Origin of the sequence: Bradyrhizobium sp. SUTN9-2 (assembly GCF_003122645.1) — a bacterium.
Lineage (GTDB): Bacteria > Pseudomonadota > Alphaproteobacteria > Rhizobiales > Xanthobacteraceae > Bradyrhizobium > Bradyrhizobium yuanmingense.
The window spans coordinates 7,298,774-7,319,552 of the sequence record NZ_LAXE01000001.1 but is presented as its reverse complement, the minus strand read 5'-3'; the positions used below and the strand labels follow the sequence as shown (position 1 = coordinate 7,319,552).

22 protein-coding genes are annotated in these 20,779 nt (G+C 64.2%); 10 read left to right on the top strand and 12 right to left on the bottom strand.

Going from position 1 to position 20,779, the window contains the following annotated elements; all coding sequences use genetic code 11:
• The first annotated feature begins 248 nt into the window (after positions 1-248).
• Positions 249-869, top strand: a complete 621-nt coding sequence (locus tag XF30_RS33880; RefSeq protein WP_192893478.1) for a TetR/AcrR family transcriptional regulator — start codon at positions 249-251, stop codon at positions 867-869.
• An 8-nt stretch (positions 870-877) separates the two neighbouring features.
• Here the strand turns inward: XF30_RS33880 and XF30_RS33875 are convergent, their stop codons facing one another.
• The 3 genes from XF30_RS33875 to XF30_RS33865 all read right to left on the bottom strand — a co-directional run bounded on the left by XF30_RS33875 (position 878) and on the right by XF30_RS33865 (position 4,843).
• A complete protein-coding gene (locus XF30_RS33875; protein WP_036011353.1) occupies positions 878-2,191 on the bottom strand; it encodes a GGDEF domain-containing protein in 1,314 nt (437 codons plus the stop codon).
• A 318-nt stretch (positions 2,192-2,509) separates the two neighbouring features.
• Complete coding sequence (gene pncB / locus XF30_RS33870) at positions 2,510-3,814, bottom strand: nicotinate phosphoribosyltransferase (protein ID WP_036011351.1); 1,305 nt, start codon at positions 3,812-3,814, stop codon at positions 2,510-2,512.
• Positions 3,815-3,913: 99 nt separating this feature from the next.
• Positions 3,914-4,843, bottom strand: a complete 930-nt coding sequence (locus XF30_RS33865; protein WP_109145104.1) for a LysR family transcriptional regulator — start codon at positions 4,841-4,843, stop codon at positions 3,914-3,916.
• Between the two features lie 90 nt (positions 4,844-4,933).
• Between XF30_RS33865 and pcaH the strand changes: the two genes are divergently transcribed.
• Positions 4,934-5,722: a protocatechuate 3,4-dioxygenase subunit beta gene (gene pcaH, locus XF30_RS33860; RefSeq protein WP_036026596.1), complete on the top strand. Its 789-nt coding sequence runs from the start codon at positions 4,934-4,936 to the stop codon at positions 5,720-5,722.
• A gap of 5 nt (positions 5,723-5,727) precedes the next feature.
• A complete protein-coding gene (pcaG, locus tag XF30_RS33855; protein ID WP_109145103.1) occupies positions 5,728-6,354 on the top strand; it encodes a protocatechuate 3,4-dioxygenase subunit alpha in 627 nt (208 codons plus the stop codon).
• Positions 6,355-6,377: 23 nt separating this feature from the next.
• Here the strand turns inward: pcaG and XF30_RS33850 are convergent, their stop codons facing one another.
• Positions 6,378-6,989, bottom strand: a complete 612-nt coding sequence (locus XF30_RS33850; RefSeq protein WP_109145102.1) for a LabA-like NYN domain-containing protein — start codon at positions 6,987-6,989, stop codon at positions 6,378-6,380.
• Between the two features lie 345 nt (positions 6,990-7,334).
• The gene (locus tag XF30_RS33845) at positions 7,335-8,240 is read right to left on the bottom strand and encodes a helix-turn-helix domain-containing protein (protein ID WP_109145101.1); all 906 of its coding nucleotides are present in this window, start codon (positions 8,238-8,240) and stop codon (positions 7,335-7,337) included.
• A 50-nt stretch (positions 8,241-8,290) separates the two neighbouring features.
• Between XF30_RS33845 and pobA the strand changes: the two genes are divergently transcribed.
• Positions 8,291-9,463: a 4-hydroxybenzoate 3-monooxygenase gene (gene pobA, locus XF30_RS33840; protein WP_109145100.1), complete on the top strand. Its 1,173-nt coding sequence runs from the start codon at positions 8,291-8,293 to the stop codon at positions 9,461-9,463.
• A 49-nt stretch (positions 9,464-9,512) separates the two neighbouring features.
• Here pobA and XF30_RS33835 read toward each other — a convergent pair whose 3' ends face one another.
• The 3 genes from XF30_RS33835 to XF30_RS40220 all read right to left on the bottom strand — a co-directional run bounded on the left by XF30_RS33835 (position 9,513) and on the right by XF30_RS40220 (position 12,996).
• Positions 9,513-11,663: an adenylate/guanylate cyclase domain-containing protein gene (locus XF30_RS33835; protein WP_109145099.1), complete on the bottom strand. Its 2,151-nt coding sequence runs from the start codon at positions 11,661-11,663 to the stop codon at positions 9,513-9,515.
• Between the two features lie 34 nt (positions 11,664-11,697).
• Positions 11,698-12,369 (bottom strand): hypothetical protein, encoded by a 672-nt coding sequence (locus tag XF30_RS33830; protein ID WP_036035538.1) that lies wholly within the window; start codon positions 12,367-12,369, stop codon positions 11,698-11,700.
• A 126-nt stretch (positions 12,370-12,495) separates the two neighbouring features.
• Positions 12,496-12,996, bottom strand: coding sequence for a hypothetical protein (locus XF30_RS40220; protein ID WP_502696147.1), 501 nt, complete (start codon positions 12,994-12,996; stop codon positions 12,496-12,498).
• Here XF30_RS40220 and XF30_RS33820 point away from each other — a divergent pair.
• The 3 genes from XF30_RS33820 (at position 12,995) to XF30_RS33810 (ending at position 14,462) form a co-directional block, all read left to right on the top strand.
• Complete coding sequence (locus XF30_RS33820; RefSeq protein WP_109145098.1) at positions 12,995-13,438, top strand: hypothetical protein; 444 nt, start codon at positions 12,995-12,997, stop codon at positions 13,436-13,438. The genes XF30_RS40220 and XF30_RS33820 overlap by 2 nt on opposite strands.
• Before the next feature lie 158 nt (positions 13,439-13,596).
• Positions 13,597-13,881, top strand: coding sequence for a hypothetical protein (locus XF30_RS33815; protein WP_036011293.1), 285 nt, complete (start codon positions 13,597-13,599; stop codon positions 13,879-13,881).
• Between the two features lie 134 nt (positions 13,882-14,015).
• On the top strand, positions 14,016-14,462 hold the full coding sequence (locus tag XF30_RS33810; RefSeq protein WP_036026578.1) for a CHRD domain-containing protein: 447 nt from the start codon (positions 14,016-14,018) through the stop codon (positions 14,460-14,462).
• Positions 14,463-14,506: 44 nt separating this feature from the next.
• On the opposite strand, the gene XF30_RS33805 is transcribed toward XF30_RS33810, so the two are convergent.
• From XF30_RS33805 to XF30_RS38330, 3 genes are all read right to left on the bottom strand, one after another.
• Entirely contained in the window at positions 14,507-14,872 is a 366-nt protein-coding gene (locus XF30_RS33805) for a VanZ family protein (protein WP_036011287.1), read from the bottom strand.
• A gap of 90 nt (positions 14,873-14,962) precedes the next feature.
• A complete protein-coding gene (locus XF30_RS33800) occupies positions 14,963-16,555 on the bottom strand; it encodes an EAL domain-containing protein (protein ID WP_109145097.1) in 1,593 nt (530 codons plus the stop codon).
• A 578-nt stretch (positions 16,556-17,133) separates the two neighbouring features.
• A complete protein-coding gene (locus XF30_RS38330; protein ID WP_156446746.1) occupies positions 17,134-17,427 on the bottom strand; it encodes a hypothetical protein in 294 nt (97 codons plus the stop codon).
• 908 nt (positions 17,428-18,335) lie between these two features.
• Here XF30_RS38330 and XF30_RS33790 point away from each other — a divergent pair.
• From XF30_RS33790 to XF30_RS33780, 3 genes are all read left to right on the top strand, one after another.
• Positions 18,336-18,626: a hypothetical protein gene (locus XF30_RS33790; RefSeq protein WP_036011277.1), complete on the top strand. Its 291-nt coding sequence runs from the start codon at positions 18,336-18,338 to the stop codon at positions 18,624-18,626.
• 41 nt (positions 18,627-18,667) lie between these two features.
• A complete protein-coding gene (locus XF30_RS33785; protein ID WP_109145095.1) occupies positions 18,668-19,084 on the top strand; it encodes a hypothetical protein in 417 nt (138 codons plus the stop codon).
• Positions 19,085-19,247: 163 nt separating this feature from the next.
• The gene (locus XF30_RS33780; protein WP_225112340.1) at positions 19,248-19,526 is read left to right on the top strand and encodes a hypothetical protein; all 279 of its coding nucleotides are present in this window, start codon (positions 19,248-19,250) and stop codon (positions 19,524-19,526) included.
• A gap of 15 nt (positions 19,527-19,541) precedes the next feature.
• Here XF30_RS33780 and XF30_RS33775 read toward each other — a convergent pair whose 3' ends face one another.
• The gene (locus XF30_RS33775) at positions 19,542-20,753 is read right to left on the bottom strand and encodes a ribosomal eL19 family protein (RefSeq protein ID WP_109145094.1); all 1,212 of its coding nucleotides are present in this window, start codon (positions 20,751-20,753) and stop codon (positions 19,542-19,544) included.
• Positions 20,754-20,779: the final 26 nt, after the last annotated feature.

Genomic DNA, 20,779 nt, shown 5'->3' with positions numbered 1-20,779 from the left:
CGGGCACGGGCACGGCTCGCCCGCCACATCCGAAGAGTCGCCCGGCGTTCGGCGAGCACACCGGCAACGTCGCAGGCGTTGGCGATGCGATTGACCGGGGCCATGGCCAGCCGCAGCAGGGCCCGGCCAAAGCCGGCGACGAGGGCGGCGGCGTCATCGACGAAGGTGGTGGCGATATCGACAGCAAGGGTTTGCATTTTCCAGGTCTCCGGGTTAGATTGAACAATGTTCACATGAGTAGCTTGAAAATGAACAATGTTCAAGAAGAATCGCTGCGCGACCAGAAAAAATTTCGGCGCCGGCTCCAGATCGTCGAGATTGCCCGCGGCATCATCTCAGCTAAGGGGCTGAGATCATTGAAGGTTCGGGATGTTGCCGAGGCGGCCGGCTGCTCGGTTGGCAGCGTCTATAACGAGTTTGGCGACTTCGACGGGGTCATTCTGACGGTGAACCGGGAAACGGTTCAGGCGCTCACGGCCCGGCTCCGTGCTGTTCCCGCCGAGGATCCGGTCCGCCAGCTTTATGGGCTCGCCGAGACTTATCTCGACTTCTTCGCCGCGCACGCCAATTTGCTGCGTTCCCTGTTCGAGCATCGGATGGAGGACGATCGCCCCTATCCGGACGACATCCTCCAGATGGTGATGGATGCGTTCGCGCTGATGCATCCGCCCCTGGTGCGGCTATTGCCGGATGCGGACGACGTGAAGATTGCGCTGCTGTCGCGCACGCTGTTTTCCGCCGTGCATGGCATCATCTCGCTCGGCCTCGAGGAGCGCATGGTGGCCGTGCCGTCGCAGATGCTGCGCCAGCAGATCGAACAATTCGTCGACACCCATCTCGCAGGACTTGGAATTCTGCCCCTGCGGTGACGATGCCATTACCCTCGTGCAGCGACCGCTTCGCGCGGGCGTGGCGCAACGACGACAACGTCCGATCGCCCGTTCTCGACCTGAACGCGGTTGCGGCCCTTTTCCTTGGCGCGGTAGCAGGCCGCATCCGCGCGTCGCATCGCATCCTCGAGCGTGATGTTGCCGTCTGCGATGCAGGCGACGCCGATGCTGGCGGTCACGGCAAAGCAACGGTCGTCCCAGGCGAAATTGAACAGCTCCAGCGACCGGCGCAGACCCTCGGCGATGTCGACGGCATCGAAGGGCGAGCATCGCGGCAGGATCAGGCCGAATTCGTCGCCGCCGAGCCGGGCCACCAGATCATGCGCATGCCGGTCCTGCTGCAGCAGGCGCGAGACCTGGCAGAGCAGGCGGTCGCCGGCGAGGTGGCCGCAACTGTCGTTGACGCTCTTGAACTGGTCGAGGTCGAGCAGGATGAGGGCGAGCGCACCCGCCGCGGCATTGTCCAGCTCGGCTTGCAGGCGCGCCTCGAAGGCGCGGCGGTTGGAGAGGCCGGTCAACCAATCATGCGATGCCTGCCAGGCCAGGCGCTCCTTCTCGGCATGCAAGGCGTCTTCGAAGGTCTGCCGTTGCCGCACCAGGCGCCGCGTATGCCAGATCAGGAGCAGGATCAGCGCCGCAGCCGTGATGATGTTGATGCCCGTCAGCGTCAGCTTGATCGCCCGGGATCCTTCGCCGAGGACGGTGGAGAATTGCTTGGCGTGCACCGTGAACTGGGCATTGAGCTCCGATAGCCGCGACGACAGGAATTGCAGGCGGTCGTCGTCCTGAATGGGACCTTTCTTCAGCTCGGATCGGATGACCTCGCCGAACACGCTGAGCTCCAGCAGCATGGGATCGGTGGCGGCCCATTCCCTGATCGCGTCCTGGAGGAAGCTGACGCGATTGAAATAGCGAAACAGCCAGATCAGTCCCGGGACGTCATCGGGATGGTTGCCGCCTTGGAGAAAGCCGACGCGGGCGGCCTCGACGTCGACCGGATCGCGTTCCAGCGCCCAGCGCGCGAACTCGTCGCCGATGGGGACGGCGAGTGAAGCCTGATATTGCGCGAACTGGCTCGGTTCGCCCGAATGCAGATAGAGATTGAGGAAGTAGACCGCGTTCTTCTGCGAGCGCGACCAGAGTGCTTCGCCGGCGACATAGGCGCGGACCGACGACATCACCTCGAGACTGAATCCGGCGATCGCCGCCTGCAGCACGACGACCATCACGAAAGGCGAGACGAGCTTGATGACGTGAAGGAGGTTGCCGCCCTCCGCCGACGCCGCTGTTCTGCGAAACACACCAGTCCCCAAGTCGATCGACGCGCCCGGCAGGGGCGTTGCGCCTGCAACGCAAAGTAGACGAGATGGTTGCTTAACTGGACCTGAAAAGTGCGAGGGATTGTGACGGAGGGTGAAGGTAATGTGACGTGGATGCGCGCAGATCGTTTCAAATGCCGCGAAATCGGAGCTGATGTGATATCGCGAACCAATGCCTTGTCATTGCGAGCGCAGCGAAGCAATCCAGCCTGCCTCCGCGGCATCATTCTGGCGCAAGAGCTCTTCGCAATGACGACGTAGCGCCGGACGGGCGCTACACGCTCTCCGTGGACGTGTGTCCTACACCAGCACCGGCTTGCGCACGCGACCGGCGTCGCCGAACACGCGCAGATAACGCTCGATTTCCGAGGGCAGGCCGGTCGCCTTCTCCGGATTGTCGGAGAGCTTGACGGCCGGACGGCCGTCGACCGATGAGACCTTGCAGACCAGCGAGATCGGATCGAGGCTGATCGAGCCGTCCGGCGTGCAGCCGACGAAATCGTTGGTGAGGTTGGTGCCCCAGCCGAACGAGAGCCGCACGCGCCCTGCGAAGTGGCGATAGGTGTCCTCGATCGAGCCGACGTCCATCGCGTCGGAGAAGACGAGCAGCTTGTCCTTGGGGTTGCGACCCTGCTTCTGCCACCAGGCGATGATCTCCTCCCCAGCCTGGATCGGCGGCGCGCTGTCGGGGCGGAAGCCGGTCCAATCGGCGACCCATTCCGGTGCATCGCGGAGGAAGGTCCTGGTACCGAAGGCGTCGGGCAGCGCGATCAGGAGGTTGCCGCCGTAAGTCTGACGCCACTGGTCGAGAATGCGGTAGGGCGCCCAGCGCAATTCCTCGTCGTCTCTGGCGAGCGCGGCGGCCACCATCGGCAGCTCGTGCGCGTTGGTGCCGATGGCTTCGAGATCGTTGTCCATCGCGAGAAGCACGTTGGAGGTGCCGATGAAGGAGGGGCCGAGGCCTTCCTTCACCGCCTCGACGCACCAGCGCTGCCAGAGGAAGCCGTGGCGGCGACGCGTGCCGAAGTCGGAGAGCCGCAGGTTCTCGAGCTGGCGCAGCCGTTCGACCTTGGTCCACAACTTGGCCTTGGCGCGGGCGTAGAGCACGTCGAGCTCGAAGCGGCCGCGGCCCTTCATGGCCGCACGCGAACGCAGCTCGTTGAGGATCGCAAGCGCCGGAATCTCCCACATCGTGGTGTGGGTCCAGGGCCCGTGAAAATGCAGCTCGTACTGGCCCTCGACCTTGCGCAGCTCGTATTCGGGAAGGCGGAATTCCGCCAGCCAGCGGATGAAATCCGCCGAGAACATATGGGTCTTGCCGTAGAAGGTGTTGCCGGCCAGCCAGATCAGCTCCTTCTTGGTGAAGCGGATGGTGCGGGCATGGTCGAGCTGGGCGCGCAGCTCGCCCTCGTCGATGATCTCCGCAAGGCGCACATGGCGCGAGCGGTTGATGACCGAGAAGGTCACATTCTGACTCGGGTAATCCTCCCGAATCATCTGTAACATCAATAGTTTGTAGAAGTCGGTATCGAGCAGGCTGCGGATGATGGGATCCAGCCGCCAGCTGTGATTGTAGGTCCGGTTCGCAATGTCAGTCACTGTCATGGGGGGATTTTAGCGCGGCTCCCCCTGCGCAACCAGTGGGTTTGGGAAGGGCAGTCTTGCGGAGCGCGGCGCCTGCTATCAGGACATGAGAACGGCAGGTCAGAACGTGGCGGCCGTCGCCGCGACGGCCTCGAGCTGGCTCCTGACCCAGCGGTGGGCCGGGTCCTTCTGGTAGCGCTGGTGCCAGACCATGAACATCGGCAGCTCGGCCAGGGTCTTCGTGCGGGACGCCAGTGGGATCGGAGTTTGCGCAAAGCCGCGCATTACGCCGGACGCGAGCAGGCTCGGCATGCTCGCCAGCATCTGTGAGGCGCGCAGGAACGACGGCACGCCTGAGAAGCTCGGCACGGAGATCGCGATGTCGCGGTGGAGCCCGTTCGCTGCCAGCCGGCGGTCGAAGTCGAGCCGCTCATTGTCGGTATAGACCACGGTGATGTGACGCGCCGCGAGATAGGCATTGCGGCTGGCCGGCGCGGCGCGCGCTTTGGGATCGTAGTAGCAGACGTAGTGATCCCTCAGCAGCCGCTTCTGCACGATGTCGACGCCGGACGGCGGCAGCGGCGTGATCAGGAGGTCGCAGCGGTTCTCGCGCAGCATCGCGGGCGAGGGCGATTGCGAGGGGATCACGCGCAGATTCAGGCTCTTCACTTGTGCGGCGACGTGATCGAAGAAGCGCGGCAGCAGCAGGTCGCGCTGGAAATCGTTGGCCGCGATCGTCAACGACAGCTGTGCGCGGGGCGGCTCAAAGCTGACGCCGCCGGCAAAGCTGCGCATCTCGTCGATCAGCGCGCGTGCCTTGCCGGCCAGTGCCTGCGCATGGGCCGTCGCAACGATGCCACGGCCGGATTTGGCGAACAGCGGATCGCCGGCAATCCGCCGCAGCTTGTTCAACCCGTGGCTGACGGCAGACTGGGTGAGGCCGAGCCGCGTCGCTGCCGCCGTCACCGAGCCTTCCTCCAGCACCGCTAGGAACAGCTCGAGGGCATGGCCGTCGAGGGCCAAATGATCGATTTCCTTCATGCAATTCATTATAATTCATCTATTTATCTTGAGAATAGGCTGGCTCATGCTCTCCCGATAAGCCGCCCGACCTCGGGCTCCCAGGGAGAGACAACGCCGATGAATGCCCAGGCGCCAGCCTTGCGGGATCCCCGCCTTAATCGTCCCGAGCCCTTGACGCCGCCGCTCGGCGACGGCGGCTTCTTCCAGCGCGACCGCGCGATCCATCCGCCGGCGCATGCGCCAGGCTACAAGTCCTCGGTGCTGCGCTCGCCGCGCCAGTCGCTGCTGTCCTTGGAGAACTCGATCTCGGAGATCACGGGGCCGGTGTTCGGCCACAACGATCTCGGCCCGCTCGACAATGATTTGATCCGCAACTACGCCAAGGACGGCGATCCCGTCGGCGAGCGCATCATCGTCCACGGCCGCGTGCTGGACGAGACCGGCCGGGGCGTTCCGAACACGCTGGTCGAGTTCTGGCAGGCCAATGCCGGCGGCCGCTACCGGCACAAGAAGGACACCTATCTGGCGCCGATCGATCCGAATTTCGGCGGCTGCGGCCGCGCGCTCACCGACGACACCGGCTACTATTACTTCCGCACCGTGAAGCCGGGCCCCTATCCCTGGCGCAACTACGTCAACAGCTGGCGCCCCGCCCACATCCACTTCTCGGTGTTCGGCTCGGGCTTTGCGCAGCGGCTGATCACGCAGATGTATTTCGAAGGCGATCCGCTGATCCCGGTCTGCCCGATCCTGACGACGATCCCGGACAAGGACGCGCTCGACCGCCTCGTGGCGCCGCTCGACCTCAACGCCTCGACGCCGTTCGACTCGCTCGCTTACCGCTTCGACATCGTGCTGCGCGGCCAGCGCTCCACCTATTTCGAAAACCGTACCGCGGGGAATTAGAGCCCATGCCGCAGCCGCTCAATTATCTCAAGGAAACCGCCTCGCAGACCGCCGGGCCCTACGTCCATATCGGCCTGATCCCGGCCATGGCCGGCTTCGACATCTTCGAGAAGAACTTCTCCAACGTGCTGGTGAGCCCGAACACCAAAGGCGAGCGCATCACGCTGGAGGGCAAGGTGCTCGACGGCACCGGCACACCGCTGCGCGACGTGCTGCTGGAGATCTGGCAGGCCAATGCGGCCGGCCGCTACAACCACCCCGCCGATCGCTCCGCCGGCGCGCTGGAGGACGAGTTTCGCGGCTGGGGCCGCGCCGGCTCCGACTTCGACAGCGGCCTCGTCACCTTCGAGACCATCAAGCCGGGCGCGATCACCGACAGGACGGGGCGCAAATGCGCGCCGCACGTCAACCTCTGGATCGTCGCCCGCGGAATCAACATCGGCCTCAACACGCGGCTCTATTTCTCGGACGAAGAGGCGGCCAACGCCGCCGATCCCGTGCTCAACCTCATCGAGCAGCCGGTGCGCCGCAAGACATTGATCGCAACCCGCAGCGAGCGCGCCGGCAAGGTCGTGTATTCCTTCACGATCAATCTGCAGGGGCCGGAGGAGACGGTGTTCTTCGACGTGTGAGGTGCCGGGCGGCCGTCCTCCGATCATTCCACCCGGTCGTCGCGCCTGATCGTTCCGCGCGCGAGGAATTGCGGTGGCTGCCGCATTTCGCGCGATACCGGTCGATCGGGTGGATCGCGCCCCACTTTTGGTTTCAACTCCACCAGATCGATGAATATGTCCGCCTGCCGGCGCAGGTCGTCGGCGATCATGGGCGGCTGAGTGGAAAGTGTGGAGACGACGGTCACGCGGACGCCGCGGCGTTGCAAGGCTTCGACCAGCGAACGGAAATCCCCATCGCCCGAGCACAACACGATCTGATCGACGTGCTGGGCAAGCTCCATCGCGCTTACGGCGAGGTCCACATCCATGCTGCCCTTCACCTTGCGGCGGCCGGTAGCGGGGTCGACGAACTCCTTGGCGAGTTTGGTGACGACGGTGAAGCCGTTGTAGTCGAGCCAATCGATCAAGGGGCGGATCGACGAATATTCCTGATCCTCGATGATGGTCGTGTAGTAGAAGGCCCGTAACAGCGTAGCTCGGCTTTGAAATTCACTGAGCAGGCGTCTGTAGTCGATCTCGAAGCCGAGCGCCTTGGCGGTGGCATGGAAATTGGAGCCGTCGATAAAGAGCGCGCTCTTCCCAAGCGAAGACATTATGCACAACTCCCCAGGTTCGGCACGAAAGCCGACCGTCCAGCCGAAATGGCGCGGCGTATCGGCGGGAATAACTGAAGGCGCCGATGGCTTTGCTGAAAAGGCGGCGCAGACGACCGGACAGGGGTGGCCGCCTTGCGCCGAGGTTAGGGAGGTTCCATGCCACCAGCGCCAGGGCGCCGAATGCCGTCACGCTAGGGCGAGGGCGTGCCCCGCTCAATTGTACGGAGGTAAAGCGCCTCTATCCAAAGGATGGGGCGCTATATACGAAGGTAAGTGGCAACGAGAGACATCGCGGATGCGGGGCGCGTCGATCAGACGTGCCCTGATCCTTTGTCCGGTGGTTCAGCCTTCGCCGCCATGGAGCCGGGCGCGAAAAGCGCGCGGTGAGACCCCCGTGGCGGCGGCGTAGACCCGGCTGAAATAGGCGGGGTCCTCGAAGCCGAGGGCGTAGGCGATGGTCGAGACCGGCAGGTTGGTGTAGACGAGGTTGCGCCGCGCCTCCCGGATCAGGCGGTTGAGGATCAGATGCGAGGCGGTGTCGCCGGTCGCCGCCCGCGTGATCCGGTTGAGATGCGTCGGTGTCACCGACAGCGCCTCGGCATAGTCGGCGACGCTCCAGCGCTCCAGATGATGCTGCTCCAGCAGCGCCTCGAAGCGGCGGAACAACCCGCTTTCCGCGGTGCCGTTGCCGCCGCTCTCGCCCGTGAGCGCGCGGGCCACGAGCCCGATCATGGCCGACGACAAGGCGCGGAGCACATGCGCACGGCCGAAGTCGCGCGCGGCGTGCTCGGCGAAAATCTGCTTCATCGTGGCGCGGATCTGCGGCGTGCCGCGCACCACCGCCGACCGCGACAGCGCACCGCGCAGGCCCTCGGCGGCGAGCAGCGCTTCGTCGAGGATCTCCGCGGCGATGGTCAACACCCAGCCTTGCGTGTCGGGCTCGAAGCGGAAGCCGTGGACGTGGCCGACCGGCACGTTGACGATCTGCATCGGCCTCAGCGGCACCACGCGCCCGTCGAGCGTCGCCTCGCCGCCGCCGCGCTCGATCAGCAGCACCTGGTGCAGCCGGGCATGGCGGTGCACGGCCAGCGTCCAGTCGTGCAGCACCGAACGCGAGGCGATCGTCTCGCAATGCACGACATCGGGCAGATCGCCGGACTCGCCGAACAGATTGTAGACCCGGATGGCCGGGGCGGGGGCCGCGCTTCTCATGTTCGAATAGTACAAGACAAAGGCGAAACCCTCCATCGGCTTGCGCCTTAACGTATGCAAAAAAATGCCGACGGGAGGACGCAAAAATGAAAGTTCAGGTCTGTATCATCGGCGGCGGGCCGTCCGGGCTGTTGCTGTCCCAGCTCCTGCACCTCAAGGGCATCGACACCATCGTGCTGGAGAAATACAGCCGCGACCACGTGCTGGCCCGGATCCGCGCCGGCGTGCTCGAGCACGGCTTTGCGAAGCTGATGCGCGAGGCGCAATGCGGCGAGCGGATGGACCGCGAGGGCGAGATCCACAACGGGTTCGAGATCGCCCATGACGGCGTGCTCTCCCACATCGACCTGCACAGGCATTCCGGCGGCAATTCGGTCCTGGTCTACGGCCAGACCGAGCTGACGCGCGACCTCTACGAGGCACGCGACCGGATCGGCGGCAAGGTCGTGCACAATGCCGAGGACGTCACGCCGCACGATCTGACGTCGGATCGGCCCTATGTGACGTATCGCTCGAACGGGCAGACGCTCCGCGTCGATTGCGACTACATCGTCGGCGCCGACGGCTTCCATGGCGTCAGCCGCAAGTCGATCCCGAAGGACGTGCTGCGCGAATATGAGAAGGTCTATCCGTTCGGCTGGCTCGGCGTGCTGTCGCGCACGAAACCGGTATCGCCCGAGCTGATCTACGTGAAGCACGAGCGCGGCTTTGCGCTGTGCTCGCTGCGCTCGCAGGTGCTGAGCCGCTACTACATCCAGGTGCCTTTGACCGACAAGGTGGAGGATTGGAGCGACGACGCGTTCTGGGCCGAGCTGAAGCGCCGGCTGCCGGACGAGGTCGCCGGCCGTCTGATCACGGGTCCGTCGATCGAGAAGAGCATCGCGCCCTTGCGCAGCTTCGTCGCCGAGCCGATGAGCTATGGCCGCCTGTTCCTCGCCGGCGATGCCGCGCACATCGTGCCGCCGACCGGCGCGCGCGGATTGAACAGCGCGGCGTCCGACATCTACTATCTCTATCACGCGCTGCTCGCGCATTATCAGAGCGGCGACGATGCCGGTCTCAAGGGCTATTCCGCCAAGGCGCTCGCGCGAATCTGGAAGGCACAACGCTTCTCCTGGTGGATGACGATGCTGCTGCACCGCTTCCCCGACCGGATCGAATATGAGGATCGTCTGCAGCAGACGGAGCTCGACTACCTGCTCTCGTCCGAGACGGCGCAGCGTCTGCTTGCGGAGAATTATACGGGGCTGCCGTTTTAGGCGATCTAACCCTCCCCTGGAGGGCCCTCCAGGGGAGGGTAAGAAGCCACTACTTTCCTTCCAGCGTATTGACCGGTGTCCAGTCCGGCGGCGGCGGAGTCTGCGTCAGTACGTTCGCACGTTTGGCGAACCGGGCTGACGCAGGATCGATCTTCGCGACGCCCTCGAACGCGTCGGCCGCCTTGGCAAACTCCCGTGCCCGCCAGCACGCCAGCCCTTCCGCATAGGCTGCGGCGACCTTGGCCTGCTCGGCGCTTTCCGCGCCGGTTTCCGCCAGCGGCTCGAACACCCTGATCGCCTCGCCGCGTCCCTGCACCCTGATCGCATCGAGCTCGCGCCAGGCGAAGCTATCGCCGGTCTGCGCCATCGTGGTTTCCGAGGCCATGATCGCGGTGCCGTAATATTTGTTGGCGCCTTCGAGCCGCGAGGCGACGTTCACGGTGTCGCTCATCACGGTGTAGTTGAAGCGGCGGCGCGAGCCGATGTTGCCGACCACGGCTTCGCCGCTGTTGAGCCCGATACGGTGCGACAGGCCGTGACCGGCGAAGGCGGGATGGCCTTCATTGAGCTCGGCCAGCGTCTCGTGGCACTTCAGCGCAGCACGCACCGCATTGCGCGCGTGGGCGGGATCGTCGGCCGGGGCGCCGAACATGGCGACGATGGAATCGCCGATATATTTGTCGACGTAACCGCCATGACCTTCGATGATGTCGGTCATGGCGGACAGATATTCGTTCATCAGCGTCACCAGCTCGACCGGCGTCATCGTCTCGGCGATCGACGAGAAACCGCTGAGGTCGGAGAAGAACATGGTGACGTTGCGCATCTCGCCGCCGAGCGCCGGCATCTTGCCGGAGGCCACCATGGTCTCGATCACCTCGGGCGCCAGGTAAAAGGCAAAGCTCTTGCGCAGGAAGCGCTCGTCGCGGTCGGCCAGCACGAAGCGATAGCCGATCATGATCGCGAGCGCGGCAAGGCTGGCGAGCGCCGGCTCGGTCAGCGGCAGCGCCAAGGCATGGACGAATGCCCCGACGGCAACGACCGCGTAGACGATGGTGAGGCCGAGCCAGGCGATCAGGGCGCCACTCGGCGCAAACACGCCGGCCGCGCAGGCGATGACGGCCGCGAACGCGATCGTGAGAAGGGTGCGCGAGGGAAAGCCGAGCTCGGTCACGGCATCGCGCTCGATCAGGTTTCGGACCGCAGCGGCGTGCACGAACACACCGGCGACGTCGCTGCGGGGCTTTTGCGCGGTGCCGGCGGCCGCGGGCAGGGCACATCGCGCCGACGGCGTTCCGTCATAGCCGCCGGACAAGCGCATCGAGGTGAGCTTGCGGTCCTCGAAGTTGAGGACGGTCCCGAGCAGCACGACCTTGCCCTCGAAGGCGCGCCGGAAGAAATCGCGGTCGCCTTTTTCGACGCAGGCGCGCAGATCGGCAAAGGAGAAGGTCGGAACGTCGCGGCTGAGGCCGCGGAAGTTGAGCGTCAGCGTGTTCGGTACAGTGCTCGGGATTGCGTAGCCGGATAGCCCGGCCGCGCCGGATGGCGCCATCTCGACCTTCGCGCCGAGCGCGCGGGCGGCGAGCGCGACCGCCATTGTGGGCACCGGCTTGCCCTCGATCGAGAAGCTGAGCGGCATCCGCCGGATGACATCGTCGGCGTCGGTGTGGACATTAAGCGCACGGACGTTGTTTCGCACCGCCAGCCGCTGCGCACGGTAGGGCACTTCCGGATGGTCATTGCTCAGGATCTCGCCGAGCACGAGCTTGCCGTTGTCGGCGATCTGCCGCAGCGCGATCAGATAGTCCCGGTCAAATCCGCGCATGCGGGCGCCGAGCGGCGCGTCGCCAAAGGGAATCTCGGATTGCTCGATCGAGTTCTTGAAGATGACGTCGAAGCCGATCACCTTGGCGCCGCCGTCGCTGATACTGCCGAGCACCCGGCCGATCTCGCGCGTCCAGGTCTGCGTCGGCGATCCCTTGAAGGGCGGGGTCTCGTAGGTTTCGCCGTCGATCGCCACGACGACGACCGGCGACGTCGCGGGATCGCGGCGCTCGCCGATAACCTTCCCACGCAGTGCGGTGAGGATGTCGAGCGAGAGGCCTTGCAGTGTCTGCAGCGGCGGGGACGTGAAGATCGCGCCCGCAAGGAGCACGATCAGGATTGCCGCAACGATGTCCCGTCCCCCGATCCGCCGCATCGCCCCGTCGCCAACTCCGCTTATTCGAGTCCGCCTATTCGAGCCGCAGCAGGCGGCCGATGATCGGGGTCGGCGAGGAGGTGGCGCTGGCGTCGATCTGGAAGGTGTAGCGTTTGGCACCGAGAATGGCGAGGTAGCTGCCGCCCGGGGTCAATGTCTTTCCGGCCTTGGCAAAATCATAGAACTTGCCGCCGCCGGTCATGGCGTCGCGCTTGAGCGGCACGCTGATCGTGGGCTCCTTGCCGTCGGTGCGTTCGATCACCAGCGTGCCGCCGGCTTTGGCCTGCACCAGTGGCGAGACGCCGTAGAGCGTCGGCAGCTTGGCCGGTCCGCCCTTGGCGTCCGAGCGCACGGTGCGGAAGGTCGTTGCGGCGCTCTGGTTCGCCTCGCGCTCGGACAGTTTTGCCGCATTGGTATCGCAGGGCACCTTTTCCCGCTTGACCTCGCCCAGCTGCACGGTGCTCTGCTCGGCGCCGACCAGGACGACACCTTCGCTGATGGTCTCGCGCTGGCAGGATTTCAGGTAGCTGAGCGTGATGCTGGCCTTGGGCCCGAGCTTGATGATCTTGCCTGGCGCCACGTAATCCATGAACGCGATGCCGTCGACCTTGCCCTGGACGTCCTCGACGATCGCGGCGGGAGTCTCCGCCCAAGCGGGGGCCGCAAGGCAGAATGCGCCGACACAGGCGCCGATCAGGCTTTTCATGGGAATTCTCATCCAATTCGACGATGCTCTGGTGCCCGTCCTGGTTCGATGCCTAGCAGCAGGGCGCCGGGGCAAGTGTGACCAGAATCACTCTCAGGTCTTGGTGCCACTTTAGCAGGAACAGGTTCAAACCGGCGACCGGAGAAAAATGGTGCCGCGGCAAGATGTTGGCGGATCGATCGGGTCAGGCGGTCGGGACGCGGGACGGCGCGCGTCTGACGAGCTCGCTGCTGCACGCTCTATATCGGGAGCGGGAGGGGCCGCGGCGACCGGCAAGGGACTTGTCCGCTGACCGCCGGCGATCTCGACCACCTCGTCCCAGCGCAACAGGAAAGCCTCGACGCAGCCAGGATCGAACTGTCGCCCGGCGTTCTCGACCAGGTAGCCGCGCGCGGGCTCGAGCGGCATTGGCTCCTTGTACGGCCGTCGCGTCGCGTCGAAGTCGTGGAAACGGCTGACGACGGCATCGAATTGTTTTGACGTCGCCGCCGCCGCGTGCGGCCGCAGAAATTTAACGGATTGATTTTGCAGGGCGTTAACCGTGGCGGAATGCTCGTCGTGTCGGTCATTGTCGCGCCTCAAGCTTCGTTGCAAATACACGTGGAAATTACGGGTGGATGTTTCCATGCTGAAAGAGGGCAAATACGCGGCGTGGTTCAGAACAGCGCACGCGCAAGGCACCGGCATCGTGCATCTGGCCCAGGGACGGATCTCGGGCAGCGACAGCTTCTTCAATTATGGCGGCTCCTATCAGTTCGACAACGACCGGCATTTCACGGCCGTCCTGACCACACGGCGACATGCCGACGGGCCGCCGACCGTGTTCGGGCTGGACGAGGTCGAGGTCGAGCTCTCCGGCGTTTATAGCGGGGCGATGGCGACCTGTTCGGGAACGGCCCGCCAAGCGCCCGACGTGAGATTCGAAGCGACGCTGATCTACAGCCAGGAAGAGGCGCCGGCTCCTGACCCCCGGGGCGCGGTCGTGAAGCTCAAGGCCGACAAGCTGCCCAAGAGGCTCGACAACCGTTCACGGCCGCGGCATCCGTTCACGACGGGCGCGCCCAAGTGACAGTGGATCGGCAACAAGCTGCGCCAGTCCACCCGGCTCACGTCTGCGCCGCGCTTAGGATTGCGTTGACGTTGTTGGCTCGAATTCGCGCTGCAGAAACTCCGCCTTCAGAAGCGAGAGCTATCTAGTCTGCGATAGATCAAGCGTGGTGGAAGAACATGCCTCAAATCTGGATGACATATGACGAGCTCGGCGCGCTTTGCGGCTGCGATGCTGTGGAGGCGAGGGACCGCGCGATCCATTTGTCGCTCGATCGTCGCAGGAGTCGCGACGGTGCCACGCGCGTCAAGCTCGATCTGGCGCTGACGGCCAAGTTCTTTGCATCCGTCCGCGAGGCGGATTTCGATCTCGACTGCGCCATTGAAGCGCTGCACGACACCCACCGGAAGATGGCCGAGCTCCTGGTTCCCTCCGAGCGTCACACGAGGCGCGGGGCGGCCTGAGCCGGCGCGTGATGCGCTTGCGATGGCTAATTCCCGCGAGCGTTGTCCCGAATCAGCATAAGCTCTGCGGTGGAATGTCCGGCAGTCCTCGGTGTTTTCATCGCGGGACCAACGAAATCCGCAGGAGGAAGTGCATGAGCAAAGCCGTGTGTCGACGGTCCGTGGCACTGTTGGGGGCATTGGCGCTGGTCGGAGGCGTCAGCGCGACGAGCGGAACGGCAGGTGCGGAGGTCGTGAAGCTGCGAGCGGAGCTCAAGGGAAGCAATGAAGTGCCGCCGAATAGCTCGACCGGGTCGGGCAAGGCGGAGGCGAGCTACAACACCGAAACGAAGGTCCTGACCTACCTCGTCACCTTTACCGGGTTGACGGGACCGGCGATAGGGGCGCATTTTCACGGCCCCGGCGAGGCCGGGAAGAATGCCGGCATCGCCCTGCCGTTCAAGACGGCGCAAAGCCCGATCGAAGGCAGTGCAACCCTCACCGAGGCGCAGGCGGCGGATCTGTTGGGCGGAAAATGGTACGCGAACATTCACACGGCCGCCAACCCAGGCGGTGAGTTACGCGGCCAGATGATGAAGTAAGGACCGGGTCGCCCGGTCGCTCCGCCGAGGCCATGCTCGCCGTTTCAGGCAGGTGGTCTGGGCAGGAACGCCAGGATCATCTGGGCGAGCATGACGCCCACGGTGCCGCCCGCCGCCTTCTGCAGCACGTCGAGAAAGCCTGGATCGCGATCGGGTATCAACGCTTGCATCAGCTCCAACCCCATGGCGACTGCGATGACGAGCGAGCAAGCCAGGCTAAACCGTCCCGGCAGCAGGAACGACAGCAGGAAGCCGAGCAGGCCATAGGCGCTGAAGCGCTCGATCACGACGATCCAATAGGCCTCGTGGTGACCCATGAGCGCAGGCCGGCCCGACAGCTTCGCCAGCGTGGCATAGGCGATCAGCGCCAGACAGATGCTTGCGGCTGCTATGAGGTGGTTCCTGCGCATGGCGCCAACATACAAGGTTGGTCGCCGCTCCGGTTCGAAAGCCGAAAACATCGTTAGAAAGTATCGTTAAAGCCTCTGGGGGCCGGCCAGTCAGGCCACCAAAGCCTTAGCACCGGATGTCGCCGCATCCGGCTGCGCAGCCCGACGCGATTTGATGAGCTCATTGAATTTGGCGGCGGGCAGGGGCGGCGCAACCAGATAGCCTTGACCTTCCTCGACGCCGGAGGCGAGCAACGCGCGGAGCTGCTCCTCCGTCTCGATGCCTTCGGCGACCACGCTCATATTGAGGTCTTTCGCGAGCGCCACCAGCATCTCCACGATCGTGGTCGTCGATGCGTCCACCGTGATCGTGTCCACGAAGAACTTGTCGATCTTGATCGTATCGGCGCCGAGGCCCTTCAGCCGCGACAAACCGCTATGGCCGACGCCGACGTCGTCGATGGCGACGCGGAAGCCGCGGTCCCGCAGCTCGGCCACGACCGAAGCGGCGCGGGCGAAATCATCCAATTCGTCGCGCTCGGTGATCTCGACCACGATCTGGCGCGCGGAGACGCGTGCCGTCAGAACCGTGCGCCGCAGTGTTTCGACGAAGCCGGCGCTCAGGAGGTGCTTGGGCACGACGTTCAGCGACAGCTTGAAATTCTTGTCGGCCCTGAGCAATGGCCTGAGCTCGGTGAGCGCCGATCCCAGGATCTGCCAGGTCATCGCCTGGATGCGTCCGCTGGATTCGGCGAGCGGAATGAAATTCATCGGCGGGACCACCGAGCCGTCGCGGCGCAGCCAGCGCGCCAGAATCTCGCAGCCCTTGATCCGACCTGTCCGGAGGTCGAAGATCGGTTGGTAATATGGCATGAATTCGCCGGCTGTCAGCGCCCGGTCGAGATCGGCCACTGGCCCCTCCATGCGGCGGTTGCGTGCCAGCAGGATGCCGAAGATCGCGCCAAGTCCGAGCGCCACTGCAAGCGTTGGCCAATAGGCCTCGGTGTTCCAGCTCGACAGCACCGCGTCCTCGAGCCGGATCGTGGCATGAAGCGGGAGCCGAGCGGACGCTCGCTCGAAGCCGATCGGCGCCGGCAGAGACTTGCCGGCCTCGGTCTGGAATTCGCCGAGCTTCTCGCCATTGCTCAAGGCGAGGATCACCTGGCTGTGCGCGCGCAGCTCGGCCGGCATGATGTCGAACAGGCTGGCATTGACACCGACAATGGCGACCAGGGCGGAGTTGCCATTGACGTCCCTGAGCACGCCCAGGGCGTCGCCGCCAAACTGCTCCACGCGGAACAGGGAAAGCGTCTTGTCGCGCGAAGGCAGCATGTCGCGGCGATCCACCCATCCCTTGTCGAATTCGAGCGTCTCGGAATAGGCCGAGCAGATCACCGAGCCGTCCGGCTTGACGAGGCGGACGTCCTTGATCGCCGAGCGCTGGTAGACATGCAGGCGGATGGCTTGCAGCGCCGCCGGCTCGCAGCTGGCGAAATTGCGCCGCGCGAGCTCGTCCAGGCTGCCCGCAGCGAAATCGACTGCAAGCTCCGATCGGCGCAGAACCACCTCGGTGAGCTCATTGAGCTGATGCGCCTGGTGCTGGCGAATGACGGCGCCAGCGGCGAAATGACCCGCCAAGGCGAACGCCATCGTGCTCGCAAGCACGAGTGCCACAAACGGGAGGTCTGGTCGCAGCACTCTCATCCGGCTCAGGCGAAAACAGGCGGGGCGGAAATTCAAGCAAGGCGTGGAGATTGATCCTAGCCAGCGGGGGCTAAGATAGGGTTTAACGGAAAGACTGGCCCGAAGGGCCCCGCCTGAGCAGTGCCCGGCCAATGGTCTGGCGGCTCGGGGTCAGAAACAAGCATGGAAAGTTGAGCAGTATGATCAGGACGTTAAGTCTCGTGATGGCGTTGACAATCGGGAGCTCTCTGGCCTCGGCGCAGGGGACCAAAGACACGCCATCGGGCACGCAATCCACCTCCGCGACGCGCAGTGGCACGGGCACGAATTCCGGATCCGACACGATGGGCGGCGCCTTCAAGGGAACGGGGACGCCCAGCTACGGAACCAGCCCAGGGATGGGGTCCCAGAAGAGGACGCAGAATTAAGTGTGGCGGCTGGCGGGGCACCGCCGGCAACCCGCTCAATCCACCTCACCGTCCAAGACGATGGCGGACCGGAACGACCCCGGGATAAGGGGCGGCTAGCCTATCGATGCGGGGCCCGTTCGACTGCAGCGGCCGTACATGAAGCGGAGGCGAGCGCCGGCACTTCTAAGATCAGCTCTTCTTTGCCGGCTTCGACTTCAAGGAAAGACCAAGCCGCAACGCCATGCGCTTGATCGCATCGGGCGAGCGCCCGAGAGCTTTCGCTGCCTGCTCCAGCGAGGTTGAAGACTTGGCCAGCTCGATGAGCCGGCGATCTTCCTTGAACGACCAGGGCCTGCGCGCCATAACCGAAATGATCCTCTCGTCGACACAACGACAAAGCCGCCAAGCGGACCCATGTTCGCTCGACGGCTTTGCTTGGGTGGGGCCGGGCTTGGGGGAGCCCGGTGCGAGATGGATAAGCAATCGCCGAAAGTTCGCAACAAACAACGCGGGTTAAGCTAACCTCTCAACCTTACCGCGATGAAGTTGGTGCATGGCGCTCCGTAGAAGCACGGATGCTTCGTCAGCGGTCTCGTCCGAGAGGCCGCTCCATACGTTCGAGAACGTTTCGCAAGACCTATCGTGCAGATCGCAACTGTGCCCGATGACAGCGCATCCGGCCGCTTCGTTCGAGGCTGCTGCCGCCGTGAACACGGGTTAACATCGCCGGCTGGATATCGCCCCCGAACGATGCGAGATTTCGTCGTCCTCCGGGCTCGTGGTTCTCGCGACGGCCAAAATTCAAGCACCACGTTGCACAAACTTCATCTTCCTCTGACAAAACTTTCAGCGCCGATGATCTTGAAGTCGTCAGAACATCACGTTGAAATGTACCGGGAGGAGCGTTCCGATCATTGGGAACATTCCAAATGTTTGCAATTCTGGTTCTGATTTCGATTTTTGCAGCTGGCTTTTGCTGCGGCTACGGCGTGCGGGCATGGCGCTCGCGCAGGCGATCGGCACGATATCGTCTCTATGCGCCCTACACGCCGGCGGCGATGGGCGCCAAGCAGAGTGAGCATCCGTCGTAGGCGCACAGCCATGTGAGCGCACACTGATCCTGCCGTGCGGCCGGGTCGGATAACCATGCGCAGTTAGGTTAACGTGGTGCGGCGCTTGAGAGCTTTGGAAAGGCAACCTAGAACGTAGCAATTCATGGTGAGAGTTTAGCCGCCTGTATTGTCGCGGCTCGCATAGGTGGGCGTGAATGGCGTATTTGATTGCTTTGCTGGGCGCGACTTGCGTCCTCGTTTTGATCGCGTTTGTTCGTGGCTTTGAGCGGCGGCTGAAGGATCGTCCGGGGCCTTGGATCATGAACGAGGGCCCTGCGAATGACTGATCAAAGGCACAACGCGCCGCGCAGATACTTCGTCGATGCCCAAGGGCATCGCGTTCTGATCGGCCTGTCTCCGGAAGAGACGGCGGAGTTCGAAGCTCTGGATCTTGCATCGAACGAGACAGGGCAATTTACATCCGAGGTCCGCGTGCGAAAAGGAGCCGCTGCCGACGGCGAGATCCGCTGGCACGAGCTGTATTCCAAGCACGCGGGAGCTTGGCGGGCATGGATTGCACAAAGCCAGACCGCACGGGCGCCGGATTCAGGATTTGTTAACTACGTCTGACCGATGGTACCCGCCTGGATCTCGTATGTGGGATGGCCCGGATGTTTCAGCTGTTCCTGAGAGCGCGCGCACACAATCTTCTCGGCTCCTGCCGCGAGGACAAAACCTTCAAGGCCCGCTCGGCCGAGCGTGACGCGGAGACCGACCGCGGGCGGATCGGTGCCGTTTTGGCCGCGATCGAAACCGCCTTGCAGGAGGCGGAGAGGGAGCAGGCCGGGCTCAACCGGCGTGTCGACGATGCGCTTGCCCGTGCCTCCGTCACCTTCGGAAACGGCACCGACGAATATCTCGAGCGGGAGCCGCTCGACAATCATCATCAGGATCTCTTCGCGGCCGACATCTCGAACGGCCAGCGCCGGCTCAAGGAATTGGCGAGCAGCATCGCCCACTTGAAGTTCGTCAAGACGGCAATGCTCACGCGCTTTCCGGATTTCAAGCCGCCGCAGCTGAACAGCTAGGAGCGGTGATATTTCTGCGCGCTCTGCGGCCGTGCTTCGAGACGCGGCTCTGGAGCATGGTCCGAACAAGTGCGCAGTCACAATTCAGCGCGCTTTGCCGTTTGGCGCCTCGTTCCTTTTTGGTATGGTCCGGCAAGCATTCACCGAGTGAAGGAGCAACGACGTGCCGGTCAAGAATTTGCGGACATTGGTTGGGCTGGCATTCGCTTTGACATTGGCCGTGCCGGCGACGGCGTCGGCCATCACTGCCGAAGTGGCGCGGGCATGTGACGCCGCGGTGGCCAAGGCCTTTCCGCCCAGGCAGATCGGCAACCCCGCAGCGGGGAGTGCCAAGGGAACGGGCAAAGACCAGCGCGAGTACTTCCAGAAATGCGTCGCCAACAACGGCAAGGTCGACGACATGCCGGCGGATGCGCCAAAGGACAGCAAGCCGGCCAAATAGGAAACAAAGGCTGCGTTATCGCCGCGGCGGCGGGCAGGGCGAGTAGAACGCGCCGTTCGCCGCATTGATGCGCTCGACGCATTGGTTGGGATCGGTGATCGTCCCAGCGATGGTGAAGTCATAGCCCATGCCCCTGACCACCACGATGTAGCGGCCGGGCGCGAGCGTGAAGCCGTCTTGCTCCGGTTGCAGCAACAGCATTCTCGCCTGGTCGTCGATCGGACCTACCTTGTAGGGGTAGGACATGCTGCGGATGACCCAGGAATCGCCGGCGCTGACCATGGTGGCTTTCCCGCTGGCATCGACGCCCATCGCTCGCGAGACTTTTGCGATCACCCGAACTTCGGTCCCGCTGGCGTCGATACCCCCGTCGGGCCTGAACACGATGAATTTGACGTCGCCGTCCATCAACGTGGTCGCGCTCGGCGTGTTGATGGCGGCCGAGATCGCGACCCGCCGGTCCGGAATTTTTCCGGGAACCGGCTTCAGCTCGTGGAGCTGGCCCTCGCTCAAGGCGTAGACGCCGAACGTCGTTGGCAAAGGTATCGAGGGGTGCGCCGCCGGCGCCGGCTCCTTTGCGCTCTCCGGGATTCGTTCAGCGGTCTCGCTGGCCGAGGGAGTCGGAATCGCGGTCAGCTGAGGCTCCGGGCCCTTGGCCGAACGTTCGGGCTGCGCCATCTGCGACGATGCCGTCAGTTGTGCCTTCAGCCGCGGCCAATACACGACCGCGGTGCCGGCGCCAGCAATGAGCAGGAGGATCGCGGTCAATCGAACGAGAGACTTGAAAGCGCCGCTCCGTTTGGGTTGGTCGGGCGATCCTGGCGGTGCGGCAGGACGCCGCGGCGTCTCGGCAGCCATCGGAATGGCTGATGACGCCGAGGCAGCGAGCGTCGGAATGGGCGGGGGGACGGGAACGTTCGCCGGTGGAGAATTCGCCACCGGGACCGAGGCATCCCTGGTCGGTGAAGACTGCTCGCTTCGCTCAAAGGCGCGTTCGACCTCCCGAATGGCGCGTTCGAGGACTTGCTGGAGCTCTCGCGCTTCCCGCGCATCGGCGTGGGTGAATTGTTCCAGAAGCTTGACGCGAGCCAGCTCGTAGACGACATCCCGCATCTGCCTGGGGTCGCCGGAGACTTCGCGGATCCGCTCTGACAACAGGCGGACGAGCCCGGCCTTGATCTCTTGCGCCTGCGAGGCGTTGGCTGCGGTGTCGCCGGTCTCGGTCATCAAGAGCGATCAACTAGCCCGGATAG